This is a genomic window from Clostridiales bacterium, assembly GCA_017961515.1.
Lineage (GTDB): Bacteria > Bacillota > Clostridia > Acetivibrionales > RGIG10202 > RGIG10202.
In genome coordinates this window covers 27,101-53,847 of record JAGCXC010000013.1, presented here as the reverse complement: position 1 = coordinate 53,847, position 26,747 = coordinate 27,101, and the positions used below count along the sequence as shown (strand labels likewise).

At 33.7% G+C, this 26,747-nt stretch carries 20 protein-coding genes; 5 read left to right on the top strand and 15 right to left on the bottom strand.

Annotated features, from left to right (window positions below; genetic code table 11):
• Position 1 precedes the first annotated feature (1 nt).
• Genes J6Y29_00660 through J6Y29_00645 form a run of 4 tightly spaced genes read right to left on the bottom strand, consistent with a single transcriptional unit; the run spans position 2 to position 5,820 of the window.
• On the bottom strand, positions 2-940 hold the full coding sequence (locus J6Y29_00660) for a phospho-N-acetylmuramoyl-pentapeptide-transferase (protein ID MBP5426404.1): 939 nt from the start codon (positions 938-940) through the stop codon (positions 2-4).
• 26 nt (positions 941-966) lie between these two features.
• Positions 967-2,343 (bottom strand): UDP-N-acetylmuramoyl-tripeptide--D-alanyl-D-alanine ligase, encoded by a 1,377-nt coding sequence (locus J6Y29_00655; protein ID MBP5426403.1) that lies wholly within the window; start codon positions 2,341-2,343, stop codon positions 967-969.
• An 11-nt stretch (positions 2,344-2,354) separates the two neighbouring features.
• Positions 2,355-3,806, bottom strand: coding sequence for a UDP-N-acetylmuramoyl-L-alanyl-D-glutamate--2,6-diaminopimelate ligase (locus tag J6Y29_00650; GenBank protein MBP5426402.1), 1,452 nt, complete (start codon positions 3,804-3,806; stop codon positions 2,355-2,357).
• Positions 3,807-3,825: 19 nt separating this feature from the next.
• On the bottom strand, positions 3,826-5,820 hold the full coding sequence (locus tag J6Y29_00645) for a peptidoglycan glycosyltransferase (GenBank protein MBP5426401.1): 1,995 nt from the start codon (positions 5,818-5,820) through the stop codon (positions 3,826-3,828).
• A gap of 185 nt (positions 5,821-6,005) precedes the next feature.
• Here J6Y29_00645 and sigK point away from each other — a divergent pair, with 185 nt between their 5' ends.
• The gene (sigK, locus tag J6Y29_00640; protein MBP5426400.1) at positions 6,006-6,707 is read left to right on the top strand and encodes an RNA polymerase sporulation sigma factor SigK; all 702 of its coding nucleotides are present in this window, start codon (positions 6,006-6,008) and stop codon (positions 6,705-6,707) included.
• A gap of 131 nt (positions 6,708-6,838) precedes the next feature.
• Here the strand turns inward: sigK and thiI are convergent, their stop codons facing one another.
• From thiI to rny, 4 genes are all read right to left on the bottom strand, one after another.
• Positions 6,839-8,014: a tRNA 4-thiouridine(8) synthase ThiI gene (gene thiI / locus J6Y29_00635; protein MBP5426399.1), complete on the bottom strand. Its 1,176-nt coding sequence runs from the start codon at positions 8,012-8,014 to the stop codon at positions 6,839-6,841.
• Complete coding sequence (locus J6Y29_00630) at positions 8,011-9,171, bottom strand: cysteine desulfurase (protein ID MBP5426398.1); 1,161 nt, start codon at positions 9,169-9,171, stop codon at positions 8,011-8,013. The genes thiI and J6Y29_00630 overlap by 4 nt, the downstream gene beginning before the upstream one ends.
• 63 nt (positions 9,172-9,234) lie before the next feature.
• Positions 9,235-10,029 (bottom strand): TIGR00282 family metallophosphoesterase, encoded by a 795-nt coding sequence (locus J6Y29_00625; GenBank protein MBP5426397.1) that lies wholly within the window; start codon positions 10,027-10,029, stop codon positions 9,235-9,237.
• A gap of 90 nt (positions 10,030-10,119) precedes the next feature.
• Positions 10,120-11,688: a ribonuclease Y gene (gene rny, locus J6Y29_00620; GenBank protein ID MBP5426396.1), complete on the bottom strand. Its 1,569-nt coding sequence runs from the start codon at positions 11,686-11,688 to the stop codon at positions 10,120-10,122.
• 366 nt (positions 11,689-12,054) lie between these two features.
• On the opposite strand from rny, the gene J6Y29_00615 reads away from it, so the two are divergent.
• From J6Y29_00615 to J6Y29_00605, 3 genes are all read left to right on the top strand, one after another.
• The gene (locus tag J6Y29_00615; GenBank protein MBP5426395.1) at positions 12,055-13,176 is read left to right on the top strand and encodes an ankyrin repeat domain-containing protein; all 1,122 of its coding nucleotides are present in this window, start codon (positions 12,055-12,057) and stop codon (positions 13,174-13,176) included.
• A 106-nt stretch (positions 13,177-13,282) separates the two neighbouring features.
• On the top strand, positions 13,283-13,897 hold the full coding sequence (locus J6Y29_00610; GenBank protein MBP5426394.1) for a hypothetical protein: 615 nt from the start codon (positions 13,283-13,285) through the stop codon (positions 13,895-13,897).
• Between the two features lie 108 nt (positions 13,898-14,005).
• A complete protein-coding gene (locus J6Y29_00605; GenBank protein ID MBP5426393.1) occupies positions 14,006-14,635 on the top strand; it encodes a single-stranded DNA-binding protein in 630 nt (209 codons plus the stop codon).
• Between the two features lie 42 nt (positions 14,636-14,677).
• Here the strand turns inward: J6Y29_00605 and lon are convergent, their stop codons facing one another.
• The 6 genes from lon to J6Y29_00575 form a co-directional block, all read right to left on the bottom strand.
• The gene (lon, locus tag J6Y29_00600) at positions 14,678-17,092 is read right to left on the bottom strand and encodes an endopeptidase La (GenBank protein MBP5426392.1); all 2,415 of its coding nucleotides are present in this window, start codon (positions 17,090-17,092) and stop codon (positions 14,678-14,680) included.
• 317 nt (positions 17,093-17,409) lie between these two features.
• Entirely contained in the window at positions 17,410-17,703 is a 294-nt protein-coding gene (locus tag J6Y29_00595) for a DUF1292 domain-containing protein (protein MBP5426391.1), read from the bottom strand.
• 174 nt (positions 17,704-17,877) lie between these two features.
• Positions 17,878-18,309: a Holliday junction resolvase RuvX gene (gene ruvX, locus J6Y29_00590; protein MBP5426390.1), complete on the bottom strand. Its 432-nt coding sequence runs from the start codon at positions 18,307-18,309 to the stop codon at positions 17,878-17,880.
• Positions 18,310-18,321: 12 nt separating this feature from the next.
• Positions 18,322-18,579, bottom strand: coding sequence for an IreB family regulatory phosphoprotein (locus J6Y29_00585; protein MBP5426389.1), 258 nt, complete (start codon positions 18,577-18,579; stop codon positions 18,322-18,324).
• A complete protein-coding gene (gene mtaB / locus J6Y29_00580; protein MBP5426388.1) occupies positions 18,569-19,903 on the bottom strand; it encodes a tRNA (N(6)-L-threonylcarbamoyladenosine(37)-C(2))-methylthiotransferase MtaB in 1,335 nt (444 codons plus the stop codon). The genes J6Y29_00585 and mtaB overlap by 11 nt, the downstream gene beginning before the upstream one ends.
• 5 nt (positions 19,904-19,908) lie before the next feature.
• Complete coding sequence (locus J6Y29_00575) at positions 19,909-21,609, bottom strand: ankyrin repeat domain-containing protein (GenBank protein MBP5426387.1); 1,701 nt, start codon at positions 21,607-21,609, stop codon at positions 19,909-19,911.
• A 159-nt stretch (positions 21,610-21,768) separates the two neighbouring features.
• Between J6Y29_00575 and J6Y29_00570 the strand changes: the two genes are divergently transcribed.
• Positions 21,769-22,854, top strand: coding sequence for a LysM peptidoglycan-binding domain-containing protein (locus J6Y29_00570; protein MBP5426386.1), 1,086 nt, complete (start codon positions 21,769-21,771; stop codon positions 22,852-22,854).
• A 24-nt stretch (positions 22,855-22,878) separates the two neighbouring features.
• On the opposite strand, the gene J6Y29_00565 is transcribed toward J6Y29_00570, so the two are convergent.
• A complete protein-coding gene (locus tag J6Y29_00565; GenBank protein MBP5426385.1) occupies positions 22,879-26,367 on the bottom strand; it encodes a DNA polymerase III subunit alpha in 3,489 nt (1,162 codons plus the stop codon).
• Positions 26,368-26,747: the final 380 nt, after the last annotated feature.

Here is a 26,747-nt window from a genome sequence, read left to right as displayed (position 1 = left end):
CTTATGTTATGGAAAAATACCCTACTACACACAACAACACACTTAAAAGCCAAAACATTTTCACAACTGTTGTTTCACGCATTCCACTCAATTCAAAATGATGATGTAGCGGCGCCATTTTAAAAACTCTCTTACCCCTTAGTTTAAACGAAGTAACTTGTATAATAACCGACAGTGTCTCAATAACACATACACCACATACTATAATCAATAATAAGGGATTTTTCATCAAAAGAGCAACTCCCGCTATTGCACCACCTAATGCCAATGACCCAGTGTCACCCATAAACACTTTTGCTGGATTTTTATTAAACACCAAAAATCCCATAAGTCCTCCTGACATTATTGCACAAAAAATTTTTATGTATGTGTAATCCGAAACCCTTGTTGCAACTATCATAAAAAATAACATCACAATTGTGCTTACTCCAGTTGCCAACCCATCTAACCCGTCTGTTAGATTAACTGCATTTGTTGTAGAAATTAATACAAGTACTACAAATGGTACATATAAATATTTTAAGTCTATCACTACTCCCTTTAAAAAAGGTACTACTACCCCTGTGTCAATCCCAATTTTTCTTATACATACCGCAAATACTGTAGCAACAAATATCAACCCAAACATCTTTTGTCTTGGATATAATCCATCTTTTCTTTTTTCTTTTATTTTTATAAAATCATCTACAAAACCTACAGCACCAAATCCCAATGTCACAAATACTAATACAAGAATTCTTGCATCTAATCTCGCCTCAATACACGACAAAATAACCATAGATACTATAAATACTATGCCTCCCATAGTAGGAGTTCCCATCTTTTTTAGATGTTCTTTTGGTCCATCATCTCTCACTGTTTGCCCAAACTTAAATTTATGTAATATCGGTATCATCACTGGTGTAATAGCCAGCACTACTACCGCTGACAAAATTATCATAATTAAGCAATGTACACCACTATCTATCAATTTGACTCCTCCAATCCAAAACAATCTATCCCATCTATTATCTCTTCTAAATGCATACCACGCGAACCCTTAAACAGAACTACATCACCCTGTTTCAGATAGTTATCTAAAAAGTCTATCACCTTGTCTTTATCATCAAAAGAGTACACACATTTGCTATCATCTAGCTCACTTGCTATATACCTGCTTTTTTCACCTACAGCGACAACACAACTAACATTTGTATCATTTATGTATTTACCAATATTAGCATGCTCACTAATCGCATAGTCGCCCAGTTCCAGCATATCACCAAGCACAGCTATACCACGCCTATTATTTGATAAGTTATCCAATACATCTATTGCAGCTCTCATAGAATCTGGGCTTGCATTATATGAATCGTTTATTATCTTTATCCCCCCACGGTCCTCTACTTTAAGGCGCATCTTACTTGGCTTAAAATTTTTTATACCACTAATTATATCACTCATGTCAAGCCCCATCTTTTTACTAACCGCAATCGCCGCAAGTGCATTATATACATTATGCATACCTACCGCATCGACACATACTCTATAAGTTACTCCATCTACTTTTACGTCAAACTCTACTCCGTCTTCTCCCTTATCAGATATATTTTCTGCCCTATACTTAGCATCTCTTTTTATGCCATACGTCACTACTTCAAAATCTATTTTATCTATCACACCATTTAACATATCATCATCATTATTTATAAATACTACTCCATTTGGCTGCATTCCCTCTAGCACTTCTAATTTTGCCCTTAGAATATTAACCTTTGAACCTAAGTTTTCTATATGCGACACTCCAATATTACTTATAACCACATAATTGGGTCTAACAACATTGGTAAGCCTAGATATCTCACCTTTATGATTCATTCCCATCTCAATTATAGCCACATCATGGCTTTTGTCTATACTAAGAATAGTCTTTGGAACCCCTATATCATTATTAAAATTTCCACTAGTCTTTAGTACTCTTTCTACATTTCCCAAAGCACAGGCTATCATATCCTTTGTCGACGTTTTTCCTACACTTCCTACCACCCCTACAAATGGTATAACAAATTTCTTCCTGTACCAACTTGCAATATCTAGGTACGCACGTTTGCTGTTCTCTACCTCTATAATATTTACATACTTGTCTTTTATTTTTTGCTTATTGCTTACTATAACAGAAGCTGCACCTGCTCTTATACTGTCTTCTATGTACTGATGCCCATCAAATTTTTCTCCTACTATAGGTATAAACAAGTCACCCATATTTACAATTCTTGAATCTGTACATATGTTTGTCACTATGCTCTCTTCATACCCCTGCAGAAGCTGTCCACCAGTTGCACTAAGGATCTCACCTATTGTCATGCATTCCAAAATTAATGTGCCCCCTCTCCTTTAATTATATCCCTTACTACTTCCCTCTCATCAAAGTGAATTGTTTTGTCTTTAAATATCTGATATGTCTCGTGTCCTTTGCCCGCTAATACAATAATATCATTTTTCTTATGATTCTCTATTGCATATTTTATCGCATCTTTTCTATCTGTTATTGTTATATACTCTTTTGTAATATTTTTTATTCCTGCCTCTATCTCTTTTACTATTACATCCGGATCTTCTGTTCTAGGATTATCTGATGTAATTATTGTAAAATCAGCTAATCTTCCTGAAATCTCACCCATCATAGGTCTCTTTGCTTTATCTCTATCGCCACCACATCCAAACACACTGACCAAACGTCCTTTCTTATACCCTTTAACAGTTTCTAGTATATTTTTAAGACTATCTGGTGAATGCGCATAATCAATCATTACTGTATATTCATCATTCGCCTCAACAATCTCTGCTCTCCCAGGAACAACAACATCACTTAACCCAGCCTTTATTGCACTTGGCTCTATTCCCATAAGTGCCGTAATACTTATAGCACAAAGAGCATTGTAAACAGAAAAAATACCTGGTACATTCACCTCTATACTCTCATTTATTATATCAGATTTTACATCAAAAACAACTTTATCTGAATATGTTTTTATGTTACACGCTACAAAATCTGCATTATTTCTTATACCATAAGTATATACTTTGCATTTAGATTTTTGTACAACCTTTGGGCCATATTCACTATCAATATTTACAACTCCCATATCACACAAACTAAACAACTTTATCTTTGCGTTTAAGTAATTATCAAATGTCTCATGAAAATCCAAGTGATCCTGGGATAAGTTCGTGAATGCACCTATATTAAAAGCAACCTTCTCCACTCTTGATAACTCCAATGCATGCGATGACACTTCCATTACTACATCACTTACACTTTGGTCCTTCATATCGCAAAGTAACGCTTGTAAATCTAAACTTTCTGGCGTAGTTCTACTTGCTGGTAATTCACAATCCCCTATCTTATTCATTATTGTTCCAATCAACCCAACTTTTCTTTTGTTCTTCTCTAAGATAGATTTTATCATATATGTCGTTGTAGTTTTCCCTTTTGTACCCGTTATTCCTATCATATTTAGATCTTTTGACGGCATACCATAGAATATATTGGATATGTACGCTAATGCATATCTCGTATCAGTAACTTTAATTATTGTCACATTGTCATAATTTTTTACATCCTTTTGCACAAATATAACTTTTGCCCCATTTTGTATAGCATTATCTATAAAATTGTGTCCATCAACTTTGTATCCATCTATACAAACAAATATACCATTATTCCTAGCCTTTCTTGAATCACATGCAATACCCTCTACATCTATGTCAACACTTCCCTTGAATTCTTGTATCTGTAGTCCTTCTATCAACTTTACTAACAACATCTCTTATTCCTCCATACTCTTATTCTAATACTTCGCCTTCATTTTTCTTAGTATATATAACAACATTCGCCCCTTTAGAAACCTTGTCTCCTCCGCTTGGCAATTGTTTTTCCACTATACAATCTTCTACCTCTCCTTCAACTCGTGCAAGTAAACCGTGCTGTGTTAATATGTCAGTAGCCTCTGTGGCAAGTCTTCCACAAATATCTGGCACCTCAACTTCCTGTTCCATCATCTCCATATCTTTTTTAGTATATTTCCTCTCAACATCAAGATATGTTAAAACATCTTCAACTATTCGACCAGCAACCGGCGCAGCAATTCTTCCACCATAATAACTTTCTCCTGTTGGATGATCCAACAAAACCAATACACATATTCTAGGCTCATCTGCCGGAGCTATCGCCATAAAAGAAGCTATGTATCTATCCTTAGTTGTCGTCTCGGATGTACCAGTTTTCCCTCCAACTCTATATCCCTTAACGTATGCTCTATTTCCTCCTCCGTATGTAACAACACCCTCTAATATTTCTCTCATCGTGTCAGCAGTCTTCTTCGATATAACATTCCTAACTACTTCAGTTTCAAATGTCTTTACAATATGTCCATCCTGATTAGTTAGTTCCTTTATAATCTTAGGCTTTACCAAATTACCTCCATTAGCAATTGCCGAATATGCTGTTATCAACTGTATCGGTGTTATCTGGAACCTCTGGCCAAACGACGCAACTGCCATATCTATCTCTATAGGCTTTTTATGAAAAATACTCCTCGCCTCTCCTGGAAGCGCTATTCCCGTTGTATCCATAAATCCGAATGCACGTACATATTGATAAAACCTCTCCATACCCAATTCCTGTGCTACCTTTACGAAAACAGGATTACATGAGTTATACACACCTTGTCGAAATGTCTCCTGGCCATGTGGGCTTGCTCTCCAGCATTTTATCCTTCTACCTTGCACATTTATAGGAACATCATTAACTGAAGTTTCTGGTGTTACTACTCCCTCTTCCAACCCAGCTACCGATGTTATTGCCTTAAATGTAGAACCCGGTTCATATGTATCAGTTACTGTCTTATTTCTCCACACAGTCTCAGACAATATTTTTATATCTTCATTAGTATTTCCCTTCCATCTGCTTGTATCATATCCCTTTGGCGCTTTCCTTGGATCATTTGGATCAAAATCTGGCTTAGACACCATTGCTAATATTTCACCGTCATTGGGGTCCATCACTATAGCCCCTGCCCCATCTAAAACGTCATTTTCCTCTATCGCCTGTTCTAATGCTCTTTGTACAAAATATTGTATTGTTTCATCAATAGTCAAAACAACATTTAGACCATTAGTAGCCTCTATTCTTTTTTCTTCATTGAATGGAACTGCTCTGCCACTAGCATCAACTTCACTTAATATCTTACCTGGACTACCCTTTAAATATTTTTCCGCAATAAATTCTATCCCGTTTAGCCCTTGATTATCATCACCAACAAACCCCAATATATGTGCAGCAAGTGATCCATTAGGATAATATCTTTTTACGTCTTCATCTAAATAAACACCCGTTATATTATTGTCATTCTTCCACTTTCGTATATCATCTGCAACTTCCTTTGGTATACGTTTTTTAATTATCTCATACCTGCTGTTACGTTGAACTTTTTTTGCAACGTACTCCTGGTCTAAATCTAATGTAGTTGCAATCTTTTTTATAATCTCATTAATAGACTTGCCGGATTTTTTTATATCTTTAGGACTTATGATCAGCTTTTCTACCGTAGCACTAACAGCCAATTCGTTACCATTTCTGTCATATATAGCCCCTCTTTTAGGTGCTATCTCTCTGTCTTTATTATGTTGTTCATAAGCCTTTTGCCTATACCACGCACCATGAACTATCTGTATAAAACCGACTCTTATCACTAAACCTACTATTGCAATAGTAAATACCATCATTAAAATAACAATTCTTTTTTTTACTAACTTATTAGGTTTAGTCAACTTTATCATCCTCTCATCTCTATTCTAAAATTATTCTATTAATCCAGCAATCATTATATCACAATATTCAAAAAAGCTAAACCCGTGAACTAAAATATTTTTTCAAACCTCATCATAAGACTTGCACTAAACATTTATTATATTCATAGAATATCACTACCTAATATTATTTTCCCACTGCGAGGTGATCTCTTTTGTTTGGCTTTCTAGTTTCGTACATCAATTGGATACTACACAGTGGCGTATTACTTTTAGGATATGTTAAAACTAGCAATTCTTTTCCTGCACCTCTTAACAGCGATGAAGAAAAAAAATATTTGCTACTGTTTAAAGATGGTGACATTACTTCAAAAAATATCTTGATAGAACACAACTTAAGACTAGTAGCACATATAGTAAAAAAATATTGCTCAAATCCGAACGAAATCGACGATTACATATCAATAGGGACAATAGGTCTAATAAAGGCTATAACTTCATTTGAAATAGACAAAGGAACAAAACTTGCGACGTACGCTGCCCGATGCATAGAAAATGAAATTCTAATGCACATACGTGCCTCAAAAAAGTTTGGTAACGATGTCTACTTAGAAGACCCCATTGGCACTGACAAAGACGGTAACATAATAGACTTTATGGAGATCGTTCGCTGCGATGAACCAGATATTTTCTCTAAAGTAGAATTAAAACTTAAAATAAAAAATCTTTACTCAAAAATGAGACAAATACTAAAACATAGAGAACGTATCATAATAGAACTACGCTATGGGTTATACAATGGCAATAGTAAAACTCAAATTGAAATTGCAAACCTGCTTGGAATATCTCGCTCGTACGTATCTCGTATCGAAAAAAAAGCCCTTAATAAATTATTGCGCGAACTAGAAAAAGAATGACTTCCTCCCCATTTCCACTATAATACATATATATGCTTTTATAAAACTAAAAACATCGCCTTGCATCCACCAATGGATACTTGGCGACAAAACATACAATTTAAGCCTTCTTTAATAATATTTTTTAAAATTTACCCTTTTACCTCTATTACCTCTATAGCATCTACTGCCTTTGATACGAGATTTCCTATATCTAGTACCTCTTCAAATTTTTCTATTTTATTAAGCTTAGGTTTAGTATTAGGATGCTTCGCGACAAAAACCGTACAACAATCCTCATACGGCAATATCGATGTATCAAATGTACCTATTTTTCTAGCTATATCTATCACTTCATTTTTATCCATACCTATTAACGGCCTAAATACTGGCATTTGTACTACTCTATCAGTTACATATAACCCACTCATTGTTTGACTTGCAACCTGCCCTATACTCTCCCCTGTAATTAATGCAGTTGCCTCATCCTTAACTGCAATTTTTTCTGCAATACGCATCATCATACGACGCATTATTATTGTCATCTCTTGTTGTGGACACTTATCATTTATCTCCAATTGTATATCTGTAAATGGGACTATGTGTAATTTTATGCCATGACAGTACTTTGCAACTATTTTAGCAAGCTCTATTACCTTGTCCTTTGCTCTTTGACTTGTGTAGGGATAACTATAAAAATGAACAGCCTCTATCTCAACTCCTCTTTTTGCAATACTATATCCTGCAACAGGACTATCAATTCCACCTGACAGCAATAGCATAGCTTTTCCGCTTGTCCCAGTTGGCATCCCTCCACTTGCATCTATTTTTTCACTATATATATATGTATCCTCTCTTACCTCTAGATACACTACAAAATCTGGATCACTAACATCAACAACCAAATCATTATGATGATCTAGTATAACTCCCCCTATTTCACAACTTATCTCTTGTGACGTCATAGGAAAGCTCTTATCTCCCCTCTTTGTCTCAACTTTAAATGTTTTATAGTTGTTCTCTTTTAATATTATGTTTACTATATCTAAAACTCTATCTTTTATAACATCAAAATTTGTATCTACTTTAAATACTATGCTAAGCGATACTATACCAAATACTCTTTTTAGTCTATCTACTGCCAAATCAAAATCATACTCATCTGACTCTGGTTCTACATATATTCTAGATTGAGATTTTCTTACCTTTATAACACCAAGCCCGTACAAGGATCTCTTTATATTCTTAATAAGTTTGTCCTCAAACACTGACCTATTTAAACCTTTTAACAAAATTTCTCCGCATCTTACTAATATAATCTTTTTCATCTTCTATTCTTTCCCCCACGTTTTATATAAATATACGGTATAATCTCTCTTATTATAGCCACTGTTTTTTTCACTTCTTCTTCCGTGTTAAAGTGTGAAAAGCTAAATCTTATAGCTCCATCTATTACCTGCTGTCTCTTTCCCATAGCCATCAATACATGACTATATTTCTTTCTTTTTTCAGAACACGCACTCCCTGTTGACACATAAATTCCTCTGTCTTCTAAATGATGTAACATTACCTCTGATTTTGTATTCAAAAATGCAACATTTAATATATATGGTAATCCATCTTCTGGCGATATAATCTCACACTCAACATCCGTTTTTGATAACTCATGCAAAAAGGTCTCTTTTAGTCCCTTAAGTTTCTCATAATTAAGATTTATATTAGCATACATTATTTCACAGGCTTTTGCAAATCCTGCAATGGATGGAACATTCTCTGTTCCTGAACGTAGGCCATTTTCCTGCCCTCCGCCTAGCATACATGGACTAATCTTTACCCCTTCCCTTACAAAAAGGCAACCTACTCCCTTTGGGCCATGTATCTTATGCGAACTAATCGACATCATGTCAACTCTTAGTTTGTTTAAATTGATATCTAGTTTACCATAAGCCTGCACCGCATCAACATGTACTTTTATATCGGGCTTAATCTCATTTTTTATATCAATTATCTCTTGTATGGGTTGTATAGCACCTGTTTCATTATTGACATACATCACACTTATTAGGCTTGTATCTTCACATATGCTACCTCTAAATTTATTTAAATCCACTGTGCCATTACTTAAAACATCCAGATAATCTACTCTATAACCCAAAGTTTCCATATACCTAAACACTTCCAACACAGATGGATGTTCTATCTTTGTAGTTATTATATGCCTTCCTCTATTTCTTTTAAGAAATCCCTTTATTGCAAAATTATTTGACTCAGTTCCACCAGATGTAAATATTATCTCTTTAGCACTAGCACGCAAGGTTTCAGCAATCGCCGATCTTGCATCCTTTAATACATACTCAGCCTCCATACCTTTTTTGTGCAATGCAGATGAATTACCATATGTATTATTAAATTTATCTACCATAACATCAACTACCTCACTACAAGGCTTTGTAGTAGCTCCATTATCAAAATATATTTCTTGCATAAAAATAAATCTCACCCTCTAACCTATTACTTAACCTTACCATAACCACGCTATATAAAATACCTATTTCACATCTAAAGCCTTATAACTAATCCTTTCTATAGCCATAGCTTTACCTGTATTTTCATCTATATCTAAACACACTCCGTTTAGCTGAGATAACCCTGTCGCTGATTCAAATTTTTGCGGCATTGCTGTCTTAAGCCTTTTTATTATTATGTTCCTATCAACACCTATTACCCCATCATACGGACCTGTCATACCTACATCTGTTAAAAATGCTGTACCAAAAGGAAGTATTCTTTCGTCTGATGTCTGCACATGCGTATGCGTACCCAATATCGCACTAACTTTACCGTCGAAATCCCATGCTATCGCACACTTTTCCGAGGTGGCTTCCGCATGTACATCAACAATAACTACCTTGACAAACTTTTTTAGATAAGACACTTCTCTTTCTATCGCCTTAAATGGGCAATCGACTCCATCCATATATACTCTACCTAATACATTAACAACCCCTATTTTTAAACCTTTATCATTTTCTATAACCCTACTTCCTTGGCCAGGTGACCCTATTGGATAATTTGCAGGACGAACCATCTTTGCATCGTCATCTATGAAATTTAATATATCATTTTTTCCCCACGTGTGATTTCCTAGAGTTATACAGTCAACACCCAACTTATAAAACTCAGATGCAATAGCGTAAGTTATCCCTCTTCCACTTGCCGAATTTTCTCCATTTACAATACAAAAATCCGCATTTTTTTCTCTTTTTATATCCGCTATGTATTTTTTTAGCGTCTTTCTACCTAAATTCCCATAAATATCTCCTATAAATAGTACCCTTACCATAACCCTTTATCTCCTACTTCCATTTCTTATAAATACAACAAAAGCGTGATATATTCTGTATACATACACGCTATCTATTGTATGTTATTATTAATTTGCATATTCAATTGCACGCATTTCTCTTATAACATTCACTTTTATTTGTCCTGGGTAATCTAACTCATCCTCTATTCTCTTTACAATATTTCGAGCTATTATAACCATCTCTATATCTGACACTTCATCTGGTTTAACCATTATTCTTATTTCTCTTCCTGCTTGTACCGCATAACATTTCTCTACACCTTCAAATGATGTTACTATCTCTTCTAACTTTTCTAACCTCTTAACGTAAGTCTCCAATGTTTCTTTTCTAGCACCAGGTCTTCCTGCCGAAATTGAATCTGCAGCCTGTACAATTACTCCAATTACAGATGTTGGCTCAATATCTCCATGGTGCGACAATATAGCATTCACAATAAGATCGTTCTCACCATATTTCTTAGCAATATCTCCACCAATTGTAACATGAGATCCCTCTATTTCATGATCAACTGCCTTACCTATATCATGCAACAAACCAGCTCTCTTCGCTAACGAAACATCCAAACCTAATTCCTCTGCCATAAGACCGGACAAATGCGCAACCTCTATTGAATGATTCAACACATTCTGACCATAACTTGCTCTAAACCTAAGTCTTCCAAGTAACTTTACTATCTCAGGATGTATAGAGTTAACACCGGTCTCAAATGTAGCCCTATCCCCTTCCTGTCTAATAAACTCATCTACTTCTTCCTTGGCTTTAATCACCATTTCTTCTATTCTGGCCGGATGAATCCTTCCGTCAAGTATAAGCTTTTCTAGAGCAATTCTTGCTACTTCTCTTCTAACAGGATCAAACCCCGATAATACAACAGCCTCTGGCGTATCATCTATTATAATATCTACCCCTGTTAATGTCTCTAACGCTCTTATATTTCTACCTTCCCTACCAATTATCCTTCCCTTCATTTCATCATTTGGTAACGTAACTGTAGAAACAGTAACCTGAGACGCATGATCAACAGCACACTTTTGTATCGCATTAGCCACAATTGTTTTAGCTCTTCTATCTGCCTCCAACTTAGCTTTTGTCTCTATATCTTTTATAAGCATGGCTGTTTCGTATTTCATCTCATTTTCTACCTTATTTAAAAGATATGCACGCGCATCATCAACAGAAAGCTTTGAAATACGTTCAAGCTCACGCACTCTTTGTTCTTCAATTTTTAATATTTCAATCTGTTTTTCCTCAATTTCTAAAGCTTTTTGATCTGCAATTGCTTCCTTTTGTTCGACTGCCTCCATCTTTTTATCTAACATTTCTTCTTTCTGGATTAGTCTCTTCTCCTGCTGCTGTAACTCTCCACGACGTTCTTTTACTTCTTTTTCAATTTCTACTCTGCACTTTTGAATTTCTTCCTTTGCCTCTATAAGGAGCTCTCTTTTTTTATTCTCTGCCATTCTTTCAGCTTCACTAATAATCTTTGCTGCCCCACTCTCAGCATTGGCTAAATCCTCTGCTTCTCTTTTTTTTCTCTCTTCTATTCCCTCTTTAAAACCTTTACTAAATCTAAAATTCCAAATATATTTCAATATTGTAATTAAAATAATTAACCCTATAAATAACACTATCATAACCCCGGTATTTATAGTACCCACCTCCTTTGTATCAGCTATTCAATTTACAAGTCTCACAACACTAATTCTAATCTTTTTTTTTGTATGTGTCAAGGGGCAAAACTAAAAGATTCCAAAATTTAAGTCCCCTATAATCGTTTTTCTGCTGCATTCTCCACCCTACCTATATCACAAATTTTTGCCATAAAACTCTTCCCGTCTTTAGAATTTATCACTATATTTTTCTAGCGATTTATCCATTACTTATAGAAGTAAGAGATGAATCACTAAATTTTAGATAAAAAAAATCTATACCATAATGTCAAAAAATACAATATAATTGTATTATAGTACTTCACAAACAAAATTTAGGAGGTCATTTTTATGTATAGTACAAGAAGAGGGTTTAACAATCAACTATCTGTAAATGATCCAAATTTAAATTTAGCTTTTTATGCTGCTCTAAGTAACAACCTAGATTTATTACATAAATCAATTGAACTTGGTGAAGATCTTAATGTCAAAGATGACTACGGCTTAACACCACTTCATATGGCTACATTCGGAAGCTTTGAACTAGTCAAATGTCTAGTTGAAAATGGAGCCAATGTAAACGCTGTAAATATTCATGGGTATACTCCTTTGTTTTATTCTTTGTATTATAATGATACCAATCTTTGTAGATTTTTGATTGATCATGGTGCAAAAATTGATATACGAAATAGATTTGGTGAAACCCCGTTATACCTTGCCACCTACCTTAACAACATATCTGGTGTTAGGCTTTTAGCCCGTCTTGGCGCCGATGTAAATATTATGGATGATAGAGGTGTATGTCCTATGATTCTTGCTTTAAATATGAAAAATTGCAACATGCTTCGTTGTTTGGCAAGGCTTGGTGCTAATATAAATGTACTAAGCAAAAAGGGATTCACTCCTCTTAATATGTCTATACGTGAAAAAAATCTAAAACTTACCCACTATCTTATAAAAAAAGGAGCTTTAATCTATGATAAAGACATATTTGGTGCATCCCGCAAATATTTAAAAGTATTATCTAAAAGCAAAAATCCAGAAAATTTAAAAATCATAATAAAAATATCTTTACAACTAAAAGATGCACCTTTACTTGTGTCTTGTCTTAAGAAATACTATCATGACATTAGTAGATTTTCTATTCAAAGAGTTCCATTCCACCTTGGCAATACTGAAGTTAACAAAGGTTTAAATAGTCTTAATCTTTCTTTGGATAAAATAAACGAAGCTAAAACATTTATACATAAATTATCAACTAATTATGCTTATAACACGATGAAAAAAATGTACTTAGATCCAGACAACAATCTTTCTGTAAAAGAAAAAGATGCTATTGATACAATATTACTAGCCATTAAAAATTTTAAACTTGACGTCGATGCTCTATCAAACACAACCATTATAGATTCATTTGTTTTACCTGCTCGATCTATGCAAAAAAATCAAAATAATCCATCTTTATCTACGTGAAAACTTACTATAGGCTAATATTAATTAGTCTATAGTGATCTTTGTATATTTTAGTTTTAAATTACACAACATAAAAGTAAATAAAAATTAAAGAGAGGTTGTCACAATGCTTTTAGCTTGCATGATTGAACCAGAAGATTCAATAACAACTATCGATTTTATAAAATCTATATTCAATTCTACACAATGGAATATACACGTTATTGATACACGGTGTAAAAATTGGATACAAAGCCTATCTGTAAGCAACGACGCTTATACAATATTCATCATAAAAACATCGTTGTCTGACATACATGCTTTGATGTTTGAAAACATAAAATTTGATATTTTAATATTAGATGGATCTACAGAAAGCTTTATACAAAATTCATTTTCTGTATTAAAAAGCATATTATCTCTCTTAAAACCAAATGCATACCTTATAATAAACTCCGATAACTTCGATGTATTCAATTATTTTTCTTTAAAACATTGTCACATAATCACTTATGGTTTCAATAATCTCGCCAATCTTTCAACCTCTAGTATTGGTGATTTTTTATATGATTCAAGTTTTATGTGCTCGCTAACCAAAACCATTCACTCTTACAATGGCATCACATTTGAACCACAAGAATATGTTTTTAAATTACCTTACCATTCTATCAATCCTTACAACATGTTAGCTGTTGCTATGCTTGCAATGGTAAGTGGCATAGATCTAAACTCAATACTCTAGATCTATTGCCAAATTATACTTCTATTTTCTATAATGCATGAATAAACATTCAAATAGGAAAACTAAAAAAATAGATAACATTATATCTCATGAAAGGAGAAACTAAATATGAACGAAAGTACAGTCGCTAATAACACTGTAACTGTTTTAGGAAAAATTGCCTCACCTCTAGAACCTAATCATGAATTCTATGGAGAAAAATTTTATAAATTTATGCTAAACATAAACCGGTTGAGCGATAGTTCTGATACTATCCCTGTTACAATATCTGAAAGACTAATTCCAATAAATAACCTGGAAGTTGGTACAAATTTAAAAATAATCGGTCAATTTAGATCTTATAATAATCAAGATGGCGAGAATAACAGACTTATTCTTACTGTTTTCGCAAGAGAAGTTGAAATCTTGGATGAAGGGACAAAACATTATAATCCAAATCAAATATTTTTAGATGGTTTTTTATGCAAACCTCCAATATATAGGGTTACACCTTTTGGTAGAGAAATTAGTGATTTAATACTTGCAGTAAATAGACAATACAACAGATCTGACTACATACCATGCATAGCATGGGGTAGGAATGCCAGATACTGCGAAAAACTACAAGTTGGAAATCGAATAAAATTATGGGGACGAATCCAATCTAGAAATTATCAAAAAAAGAACTCCGACGGAAACGTTCTCTCTAAAACTGCTTATGAAGTATCTATATCTAAGATGGAAGTAGTTGAAAAATAATTTTAGTCAAAGGCTCTTTTTGAAGAGTCTTTGACTAAAATCCTAAACTAATACTGTCTCCTCTGGCTTAATTGTAATAGTTTCTGATCCCATTATACTATTTTTTATATCTAAACTATTTCTATAATTTATTCTAACTAATGCATGTTTAAATACTGTATCTATATTATCTGCCATAATAAATCGTATCTTTTTCCTTATATTCTCCGGTATATCATCTATATCTTTTTTATTATCTAAAGGAATTATAACTTCTGTTATACCTGCTTTATACGCTGCTATAACCTTTTCCTTCAATCCACCTATCGGCAATACTCTTCCTCTTAGTGTTATTTCTCCTGTCATTGCAACTGTTCTTTTTACTGGAACATTCATAAGAGCCGACAAAACTGATGTTGCTATTGTAACTCCTGCTGATGGCCCATCTTTTGGTATAGCTCCCTCTGGCACATGTATGTGTATGTCATATTTACTGTAGAAATCCTTATCTATATCAAATTCATCTATTCGTGATCTTATGCAACTAATCGCCGCCTTTGCTGACTCCTTCATCACATCCCCTAATTTCCCTGTTAATTCAACATTACCTTTTCCAGGCATTATGTTTACTTCTACTTCTAATGTATCACCACCAACTGGTGTCCACGCTAATCCTCTAACCACTCCAACTCGATTTTTCAAATCTATTTTATCGCTTCTATAAATTTTCTTTCCTAAGAATTTTTCCAAATTAGTTGTTGATATTGTTATTGTTTTCTGATTTGTCTCTATTATCTTTTTAGCAATCTTTCTGCATATTCTTGCAATACTTCTCTCTAGGTTTCTAACTCCAGCTTCTTTTGTATAATAAGTTATTATATCTCTTATAACATCCTTATCATACTTTATTGTATACTTTTCCAAACCATTTGCCAATATTTGCTTTGGGAACAAATATCTTTGTGCAATTTCTATTTTCTCTTCCTCAACATAGCTAGACAATTCAACAACTTCCATTCTATCTAATAACGGCTTGTCCACTGTCTCTAATGAATTAGCTGTTGTAACAAACATAACTTTAGATAAATCTATGTCTAGTTCCATAAAGTGATCTCTGAATGTGTTATTTTGTTCTCCATCCAGCACTTCAAGCATTGCCCAAGAAGGTGATCCTCTATAATCACTACTCATTTTATCTATCTCATCTAACAACACAAGAGGATTCATCGATCCGGCCTGTTTTATTGCTGTTACAATTCTTCCTGGCATAGCACCAACGTAAGTACGTCTGTGTCCTCGTATCTCTGCCTCATCCTTAACCCCGCCTAATGCTATCCGAACATATTTTTTATTAAGTGCCTTAGCTATTGATTTGGCTATTGATGTTTTACCTACTCCAGGTGGTCCAACTAAACACAATATAGGACCTTTTAAATCTTTTTTTAACTCTCTAACAGCTAAATACTCAAGCACTCTCTCCTTTACTTTTTCCAATCCATAATGATCTTCATTTAATATATTCTCTGCTCTTTTTATATCAACAATCTCCTTTGTTTCAACATCCCACGGAACATCTAACACCCAATCTAGATAACTTCTTATCACAGTTCCTTCAGCTGAACCAGGTAACATCTTAGTCAATCTATCTAACTCCTTGTTGACTTTCTTTGTAACCTCTTCAGGAAGATTTCTTTCTTTCATTTTTTCTTGGTACTCTGCCACTTCTCCTAAAATTCCATCTTTATCTCCTAATTCCTTTTGAATCGCCTTCATCTGCTCGCGCAAATAATATTCTTTCTGTGTTTTTTCCATCTGTTTTTTTACTTTTATAGATATATCTTTTTCTATATCCATTATTTCAATCTCTTTTAGTATAATTTCTATTAAAAGCTCCATTCTATCTTTTATAACAAATTCCTCTAATATCTTTTGTTTTTCATCTATATTAAGTAATAAATTCGCTGATATAACATCTGTTAGCTCGCTATTATCTTCTATTAACAATATTGACAACAAAACATCTTGCGATATTTTACTGTTAAATTTTGCGTATTCCTCAAATACACTAATTAATTTGCGTCTTAAAGCTTCAGTTTCAAATGACATCTCATCATATACTTTTCTCTCCACTAACTCTGCCATAAAAAACGGTTCATATTGTTTGATCTTCGATATATGTGCACGACACACTCCTTCAACTAATACTCTTATTGTATCTCCGGGCAATTTCAATAATTGTTTTACTTTTGATATGGTTCCTATTTTATATATATCCTCAGGTCCAGGATCTTCATTCTTTGCATCTTTTTGTGTTACAAGGAAAATTAATTGATCATTTATAACTGCCTCTTCTAATGCCTGTACAGATTTTTTTCTGCCAACATCGAAGTGTAAAATCATATTAGGAAAAACTGTTAGCCCTCTTAAGGGGAGCAATGGTAGTAAATGTTTCTTAAAACATTTTTTCATCTCCGACATATCTATCATCTCCTTAATCACTGTTGTATTAAGTCAATATATATAAACGCCACCTGACAGTTAAAAATCCTTATTCTGATGTTAATCATTTATGCCCTTGTTTAGAATGTTTCGGAATTGTTTTTGATTGTATGATACTAATATCACTGGTTTTTGTTGCCAAATAATATTTTCACATATATTAAGAGACTCGTGCACTATATCCCCCGATGTCTCAAATAAGCTTTCACACCAACCGGGGGACCATGCAATTATAAATCTTTTAAACTAAATTTTTAGATACTTTTAATCTTTAGAAAAAATTTTTAAGACTTAAATTAATCCTCAAAATTGTACTGCTCTTGAACTTTCTTTTTGAATACAGCAAACACTTTTTGAAGTTCAGCCTCATCATCAACACTGACAAAAGAATCTTCCCCGTTATCATCTTTATCTAGCTTTAAAATAACAACTTCTTCTGTCTCTGCTTCTTCGTCTTCATCTTCATCATCAACTGGCAATAAAACTGCATATTCATTATTGTCCATTTCAATTGTGTCTAGATACTCAAATTCTACTTCTTCTCCTTTTTCATCAATCAATACGAGAATATCATCTCTCTCTTCACTCATATTCTATACCTCCTAATATATATGTTTTTTTATTTTTATTCTGACTATTGAAACCACTAACTAATTCATAGCTAAATATCCCACAAGCCATAAGTTCGCGGCCAGTTTTACAGAATTTTTTACACCACACTAATAACTCTTGCTTAACTATAATCGTCTACTATTAAATAAAAATTATACCTTATTATTCGAAATATAGTCTAAATAATTTTGCAAAATATGCACTGCTGCCACCTTATCTATTAGCCCTCGCTTCTTTCGCCCTGGCACACACATATCATTTAGTGTATTCATGGCGCATATCGTAGAACATCTTTCATCCCACTCTTCTACATCAATATCAGGATTTATACTATCCTTTAAAACAGAAATAAACTCATAGGTACGACGTGCTCTCTCTCCCAATGTATTATTAAAATTTTTAGGCATACCTACAACTACTTTCTCTATACTATATTCATTTATTATTTCTATTATCTCTTCTATCGGACAATTTATGTCATTCTTCCAATGTATTGTCTTTATCCCCTGCGCTGTCCATCCAAACGGATCACTAACAGCCACTCCAATTCTTGCTTCTCCAAAATCTATTCCCAATATCCTCATATTCGTTTCTAACTAAAGAGAATTATTCTTTATGTAAAACCCTAGCACATCCTCTAATATCTCTTCCCTTTCCAATTTACTTATCAAATTTCTAGCATTTTTATAATTAGTGACATAAGCTGGATCCCCTGATATTAGGTAACCAACTATCTGGTTTATGGGATTGTATCCCTTCTCCTTTAGTGCACTGTACACCGGCAAGAGAACACTCTCCACCTTCTGTTCTTTCTCATTATCAACACTAAACATCATTGTATTGTTATTTTCCATACAGAACTTCCTCCCCCGATTTTGTTATACAGCCAATTATACCATCATTATCTAACTTTTTCAAATGAACATTGTATATCTCACCTCTTAGCAACTTAACATCACTTTCAATTAATATACGTATATAGTTACTTGTCAAACCTTCATAATACCCATCAGCTCGCATCTTTTCCACTAAAACATCTACTCTTGTTCCAACACACTCCCTATTATATTTTATTGTACCACTATTAGACAATCTTATCAAGTCTTCACTTCTTTTTTCTTTGACACTATCCAATACCTGACCTGACATTTTAGAAGCGCTAGTTCCATCTCTTTTAGAGTACTTAAATACATGTATCTTATAAAAATTAATCTCTTTCAAAAACTCATAAGTTTCTCTAAACTCCTCATCTGTCTCTTGTGGAAAACCTACAATCACATCAGTCGATATTAATATACCCGGCACGTTATCTCTTAATAATTCTACTGATGTTTTGTACTCCAATGCTTTATACTTTCTATTCATCCTCTTTAGTGTTTCATCACATCCACTCTGTAAAGAAATATGCAAATGATTACACACCTTAGAAGATAAATCATGAAACATTTTTATAAATCTTTCATCTATTATCTTGGGTTCAAGCGATCCAAATCTTATTCTTTCTATCCCTTCTATTTTGTATACCTCATAAACTAAATCCACCAAATCTATATTACCTAAATCTTTTCCATATGACGCTGCATGGATACCTGTTAGCACTACTTCTTTGTACCCCGCCATTGCTAAATCCTCTATCTCCTTTATAAGAAGCTTAGGATCTTTACTTCTTACTGGCCCTCTAACGTATGGTATAATACAATAGCTACAAAAATTATTACATCCATCTTGTATTTTAACAAATGCTCTTGTTCTATCTCCTGTGCTACTTAATTTTAAATTATCATACTCTTTTACCCTCATTATATCACAAACAAAACTCTTCTTTTCTTTGTCTTTCATATAATTTTCAACATGCTCCACAATTCTACTCTTCTCGTTATTGCCAACCACTATATCCACACCATCAATTTTGGACACTTCATCAGGCTTTGCTTGTGCATAACAGCCAACAGCAACAACTACTGAATTTTTATTATTTTTTTTCGCACGTCTTATAATTTGACGTGATTTCCTATCACTTAGGCTTGTAACTGTACACGTATTTATCACATATACATCTGCATACTCATCAAAATTTTTTATTATATATCCTCCTTCCTTAAATAAATCCAAAATTGCATCTGTTTCATATTGATTAACTCTACATCCTAGAGTATATGTTGCTACACTTTTTTTCATTTACCTCACAAAACCCTTCCCATTCCTAATTTATTAATATCTGAAACTTTTACAACTTCTTGTTCACACACTTTGAAATTATCATTTTTTCTTCGTTCTTGCTTAACTTCATGTAATAATTCTATATTATTATCAGCAATTAATCTTCTTACAACATATCTATACATATCTTTTCTTTTTGCTAGTGCTTTTATTAGATCCGAATTCTTACTTTTCAATACCCAGTTTACGATCTGTATGGTAACCTCACATCCATTGTCAATTAGATCTTTAGCTATATTATACATTCCTTTTTTTTGCGCAATATCAATTGGAGCTCTATCAAATATATCTTTTTTGTTAACTTCTGCTCCACCTATAAGCAATTGTGTTACAATATTTCTATATCCCTTTGCACTAGCCACATGCAATGCCGTTTGCCCGCAATCATCTACCACATTAGGATCTGCTCCATATTTTAACAATGCCTTTACTACATCTTTGTCATTTTGTGCACATGCACTTATCAAGTCTGTTATGCTATGCGATGTAGAATTTATATCTGCACCATTCTCCAAAAATAATTCCACCATATCTTTATAGTCTAGAAAACACAAATAAGTCAAAACAGAATACTTTCCGACTTCTCTTAAATCCACCTCTGCTCCACATTCCAAAAGTATTTCTGCTACATCCCTATGGCATTTTATACTTGCGTTAAACAAAGCTGTTTCCCCATACTTATTCCTCTCATTTATATAAGCTCCTTCTTTAAGTAGCATTTTTACTATAGACAATTCTCCTTTTCCACTAGCATACATTAGCGCTGTACACCCAAATCTATTTTTCAAATTCACATCTATTCCCTTTTTTATGCATTCTTCTACTGCCTTTATATCTCCATCTTTACATGCGTACATAAAATATCCCATAAAATGTTCATTAATAAATTCTTCTTTATCTTTTATTAACTTTATTATACCTTCATCATGTGTAAGATCAATTGCTTTACTATTGTTGATATTTCTAATACCAATACTTGCGCCATTCTTTATCAAAATCTCAACTATTTCCCTTCTCTCATCATCTTCATCAGAAAATACTGGATGGAACAAAACTGTTGAGTCTAAATCATTTACTTTAACTTTTATTGATTCTTTATCTTTTTTGAATGCATCAGTATACGTACATGCCACATGTAACGGAGTTAACCCTAATCCTTTTTTCCCACAAACAGCATCCACATTAGCACCCTTATCAATCAAAAATTGTACTATCTTTTTATTTCCAGTAAGACATGCAAGATGTAAACTTGTAGCCCCAATTTTAGATGGTATATCTATGTTAACACCTGTTCCCAATAATACTTCTGCTATAGCTATATTGTTTCTTGCTACAGCCCAATGTAATGCAGTATTCCCCGCAATATCATCTGCCAAACAAACACTTGCTCCGTATGACAACAAGACCTTTACTATTTCTATATTTTCTTTGTCACATGCAATATGCAACGCCGTTATTCCTCTCATGTTTTGCATATTTACATTTGCACCTTGTTCAAGTAAAATTTTAACTACTTCAATATTATTATTGTTACACGCATGCATAAGTACCGTTGTGCCCATAAGATCACATGTGTTAACGCTAATCCTTGTATTTATTAATTTAGAAACCTTTTCTTTATCCCCCGTCTTACTTGCTTTTATAAAAGCTCCTCTCTTGCCCATATACAATCCCCCATGTCCCTTTTATGTCTTCCTTATCATATTATCATATTTTTTAAAAAATTTCATCTATGTTGGCAAAAATTGATACAAATATTTGTGTGTTAATGTTTCGATATCATTGTTGTAATCTAATTGCTACTATGCTTAGGAGGTATTTTTATGAAGAAACTTTTCTGGCTTTCAGTTTTGCTAATTGCTTTATGCAATAGTAGTGCATTTGCATTTAGCGACAATCTCATCACACACACAGTTGTGTCTGGTGAATCCTTTTGGTCCATTGCCAAAAGCTTTGGAATAAATTTTTTTGATTTATTAGCACTAAACAATGCTACACAAAACAGTCTACTAGATATTGATGATGTTGTATTGTTACCCACATGTGACATTGAAAAATTTAATGTGCACTTTGTTCTTTCCGGGGACAGTTTTTTCAAAATCAGCAAACTCTACAATTTAAATTTTTTTGATATTTTAGAACTAAACAACGCAAATCAATCAACACTATTAGATGTTGGAGATATTGTCATACTACCTAAAGATAGCACTATTCCACCCAGTGAAAAGATTATATTACTTCCATCAAACTCAATTAGCTATACATATCACACTGTTATATCAGGCGACACACTTTGGAACATAGCTATCCAATATGGCATCCCTTTACAAGAGTTATTAGATACAAATAATTTAACTCAAAATTCAGCACTTAAAATTGGTGATTCTCTAAAAATCCCCGTACATAACATAGGCATCAAAAAAACTTTAGGTGATTCATTTGGCGAACTTCTTGATTGGGAAACCGAAGCAAACTATGTTTTACCCGTAAACGCTGTATTCAAAGTAACTGACTTTTTTAGCGGCAGATCATTCTACATGAAAAGAACTACAGGTAGCTCTCATGCAGATTGTGAACCACTAACTTCTGATGATGCAAATATTATAAAAAATATATGGGGAGGCACTTTTTCGTGGGATACAAGACCAATATTGATAAATTACCAAGATCGTACTTTAGCTGCAAGCATGTCAAGTTTTTCTCATGCTGGAAACGATAACTACCCTGGTGGCATAATAATAGATACTAGAAGCGGCAACTATGGTACAGGCTATAACTTCGATTGGGTAAAAGACAATTCAATCGATGGCGTAATGGATATACATTTTTTAAACAGCACTCGACACTCCGACGGGAAAATAGACGCAAACCACCAAAAATGCATCTACATAGCCGCTGGAATTAATTAGTACACCCTCTTTAGAGAGGAGAAACTACACTAATTTTGTTACAAGTTTTACATTCTCCTCTCCCAATCTTTCATTTAACTCACTAATCAATGTATCATTTGGTATAATCCAATTTTCTTTTGGCAACAATATTGCCTTTTCTTCCCCTTCTCTGCACATATATACAGGTACATTACCACTAAAATATTTAAGTAATGCTATAAGACTTTCCCTTTGCGTATCTTCTTCATCTTTTGCTACTCTTAAATACAATATCTGCATTTTTTTCATCAATGATGTATCGTTTATGTCGTACACTTCTTCGCAAAAAAGTGTTCCTTCTTCCTCATCTGATATTTTGACTATCCCTCGCATTAAAACAACATTACCTTCTACCAATAGATCCCTATACTTTTCTATAACTTTAGACATTACAAGAATATTCACACTGCCGTACATATCTTCTAACCTGATACGAGCCATAAGATTTTTTTTCTTTGTCAATATATCCTGCTTCTTATCTATTATGCCGCCTATAATAACCTTTTGTCCATTTTTGAGTTTCCCCTCATCATATGCATCTCTTATATCTTTTGTATACGCCGTTACTCTCTTAGATAATAAATCTTGATACTCACGAATAGGGTTGTTTGTTAGATATATCCCAAGTATTTCTTTTTCCATTAACGATAATTCTCTTTCAGATAATTCGTCTATATCCGGCAATATATTGGAAAAAGTATTTTCTTTAGGCTTTGTATCACCAGACATATCAAACAAAGATATTTGTCCTTTGAAAGTGGACTTATTGGTGTTAACTACTGAATCATACACCTTCTCGTATACACTAAGCAATTGAGAAATTCGCACTCCCATCGACTTGAATGCCCCACACTTTATTAAACACTCCACACACTTTTTCTTTACATCTCTTTTTATAATCCTTTCTACGAAATCGTTAAAATCCTTGTATTTTCCGTTCTCATTCCTCTCTTTAACAAGTAATTTCGACGGACCTTCTCCAAAATTTTTTATTGCCATAAACCCAAATAAAATCTTACCATCTTTAGTTGAAAACTTATGATCACTTTGATTTACATCTGGTGGCACTATCTCTATGCCACTCTCTCTACATTTACCCATATAAAAAGAAAGTTTATCTGGATTCCCCACAACGCTATTTAATAGCGCTGCCATAAATTCTAATGGATAGTAACTCTTAATATATGCCGTCTGATACGCAATAACTGCATACGCAGCTGCATGTGATTTATTAAACGCATAACTTGCAAAATCCATCATCTCATCAAATATTTTATTTGCTACTTCCTCTGGCACCCCATTTGCCACACAGCCATTAACCACTCTATTCCCGTTCTCATCCAAAATCCCATACACAAAGTTCTTTCTCTCTTGCTGCATAACATCAACTTTTTTCTTGGCCATCGCTCTTCTTACTAAGTCAGCTCGTCCCATAGAGTAACCAGCAAGTTCCCTAACCACCTTCATTACCTGCTCTTGATATATCATGCAACCATATGTGACGTTTAGTATATCTTTTAACAGTGGATGCTCATATTGTATATCATCCATATTATTCTTATTGCTTATATATCGCGGTATCTGATCCATAGGTCCTGGTCTATATAAAGATATTCCAGCGATAATATCCTCAAATGATGTAGGCTTTAGTTCCTTCATGAAAGCTGTCATACCTTGGCTCTCTAGTTGGAATATCCCCACAGTATTTCCCTCACTTATTAGCTGATATACTTTTTCATCATCTAAAGGAATTTTTTCTATATCTATTTTTTCTCCTGTATTTTTATATATCAAATCTATTGCATCCCGAATTACAGTTAACGTCCTAAGCCCTAAAAAGTCCATCTTTAGTAGGCCTTGTTCCTCAAGCAACCCTCCAACAAACTGTGTCGTCACACTATCATCGTTTTTTTGTAGCGGAACGTAATTGGTTATAGGTTCTTTTGATATAACAACCCCCGCTGCATGCGTAGATGAATGCCTTGGCATTCCCTCTAACTTCATAGCGACATCTATTATCTCTCTTGAAGCCGGATCCGTATCATACTTACGTTTAAAATCAGGGCTTATACTTAATGCTTCTTGTATACTTATACCAATTCTATTAGGTATCATCTTGGATAATTCATCAACTGCATTATATGGAACATCTAGCACACGTCCTACATCTTTTATAGCCAATCGTGCTGCCATTGTTCCGAAAGTTATTATTTGCGCGACCTTATCTTTTCCATACTTTTTCACAACATAATTTATAACCTCTTGACGTCTCTCATAACAAAAATCAATATCTATATCTGGCATTGATACACGCTCTGGATTCAAAAATCTCTCAAACAGCAAATCATACTTTACTGGATCTATATTAGTTATGCCTAGAGTATATGACACTATACTACCTGCCGCAGATCCTCGACCGGGTCCAACCATTATACCATTGTCCTTAGCGTATTTTATAAAATCCCATACTATCAAAAAATAATCTACATAGCCCATTTGCGATATTATACTAAGCTCATGGTCTAATCTTTGCTGAACCACCGGAATTTCATTTTGTGGATATTTTTTTCTAAGCCCTTCATTGCACAAATACTCTAAATAAGAAAAAGGTGTATATTCATCTGGCACCTCAAATTTAGGCAAATGTAGCTTGCCAAATTCTATCTCTATATGGCATTTATCCGCAATCTTTTTTGTATTAGCAATAGCCTGAGGAAAATTTTCAAATAACTCTGACATCTCTTGTGTAGACTTAACATAAAAATCATCTGATGAAAACTTCATATGCGTTTCGTCATTCATTGTCTTTCCAGTTTGTATACACATTAATATTTCTTGTACCCTTGCATCTTCTCTCTTTAAGTAATGGGCGTCGTTTGTTGCAACAATTGGAATATCTAACTCATTTGATAATTCAATTAGCTTCTGATTAACAAGCATCTGATCTGGAATTTTATTCATCTGCAATTCTAAATAGAAATCTTCACCAAATATTTTCTTTAACTTTATCGCACGCTCCCTAGCTTCCTTAAAATTATTGTTTAATATGCACCTAGATATAACTCCCGCAAGACATCCACTTAAAACAATTAATCCTTCACTATACTCTTCTAAAACCTCCATATCTATACGGGGTTTATAATAAAAACCCTCCATAAAACCTATTGATACTAACTTCATTAAATTCTTGTAACCCGCATTATTCTTCGCCAAAAGCACAATATGCATACTCTTATCCATCTTACCATTTTGCTTGTCAAATCTGCTCTGTGGCGCCATATACGCCTCACAACCAATTATGGGTTTTATGTTATTTTTTATGGCCTGCTTATAAAAATCAATAACACCGTACATAACGCCATGATCTGTTATAGCAACACTTTCCATCCCAAGCTCTTTTACTCTGGCTATAAGATCACTTATCCTATTTGCCCCATCCAATAAACTATATTCTGTATGCACATGCAAATGCACAAAATCGTTATTATTCATAAAAAATCTCCTCGTTTGTTTTCTCACAACTAGTATATACTTTTTTTCCCATTATGACAACTATTACAATATTTTTTTCCTAGGTTTAAATGATTTTGTTGACTTCTCCTCATGCTAACCAAAAAATTCACACTCGCTTATCACTTGATGACTGAACAATCCATTTCTGGTAGTTTTGGTATAGGGATGCCATCACCCATAATAGGCCAGAACATATACTCCCCATATGCAGTACGTCTGTTGCCAACATACTCAGTTGGTTTACATAATCTAATAAGGCATACAAGAATTGTCAAAGATTACATTTGCTAATTATTCTGATTTTATTGATATAGTGGATAAAGTAAAAACCTTATAAAAAGTTTAATTGGTCGCACTTA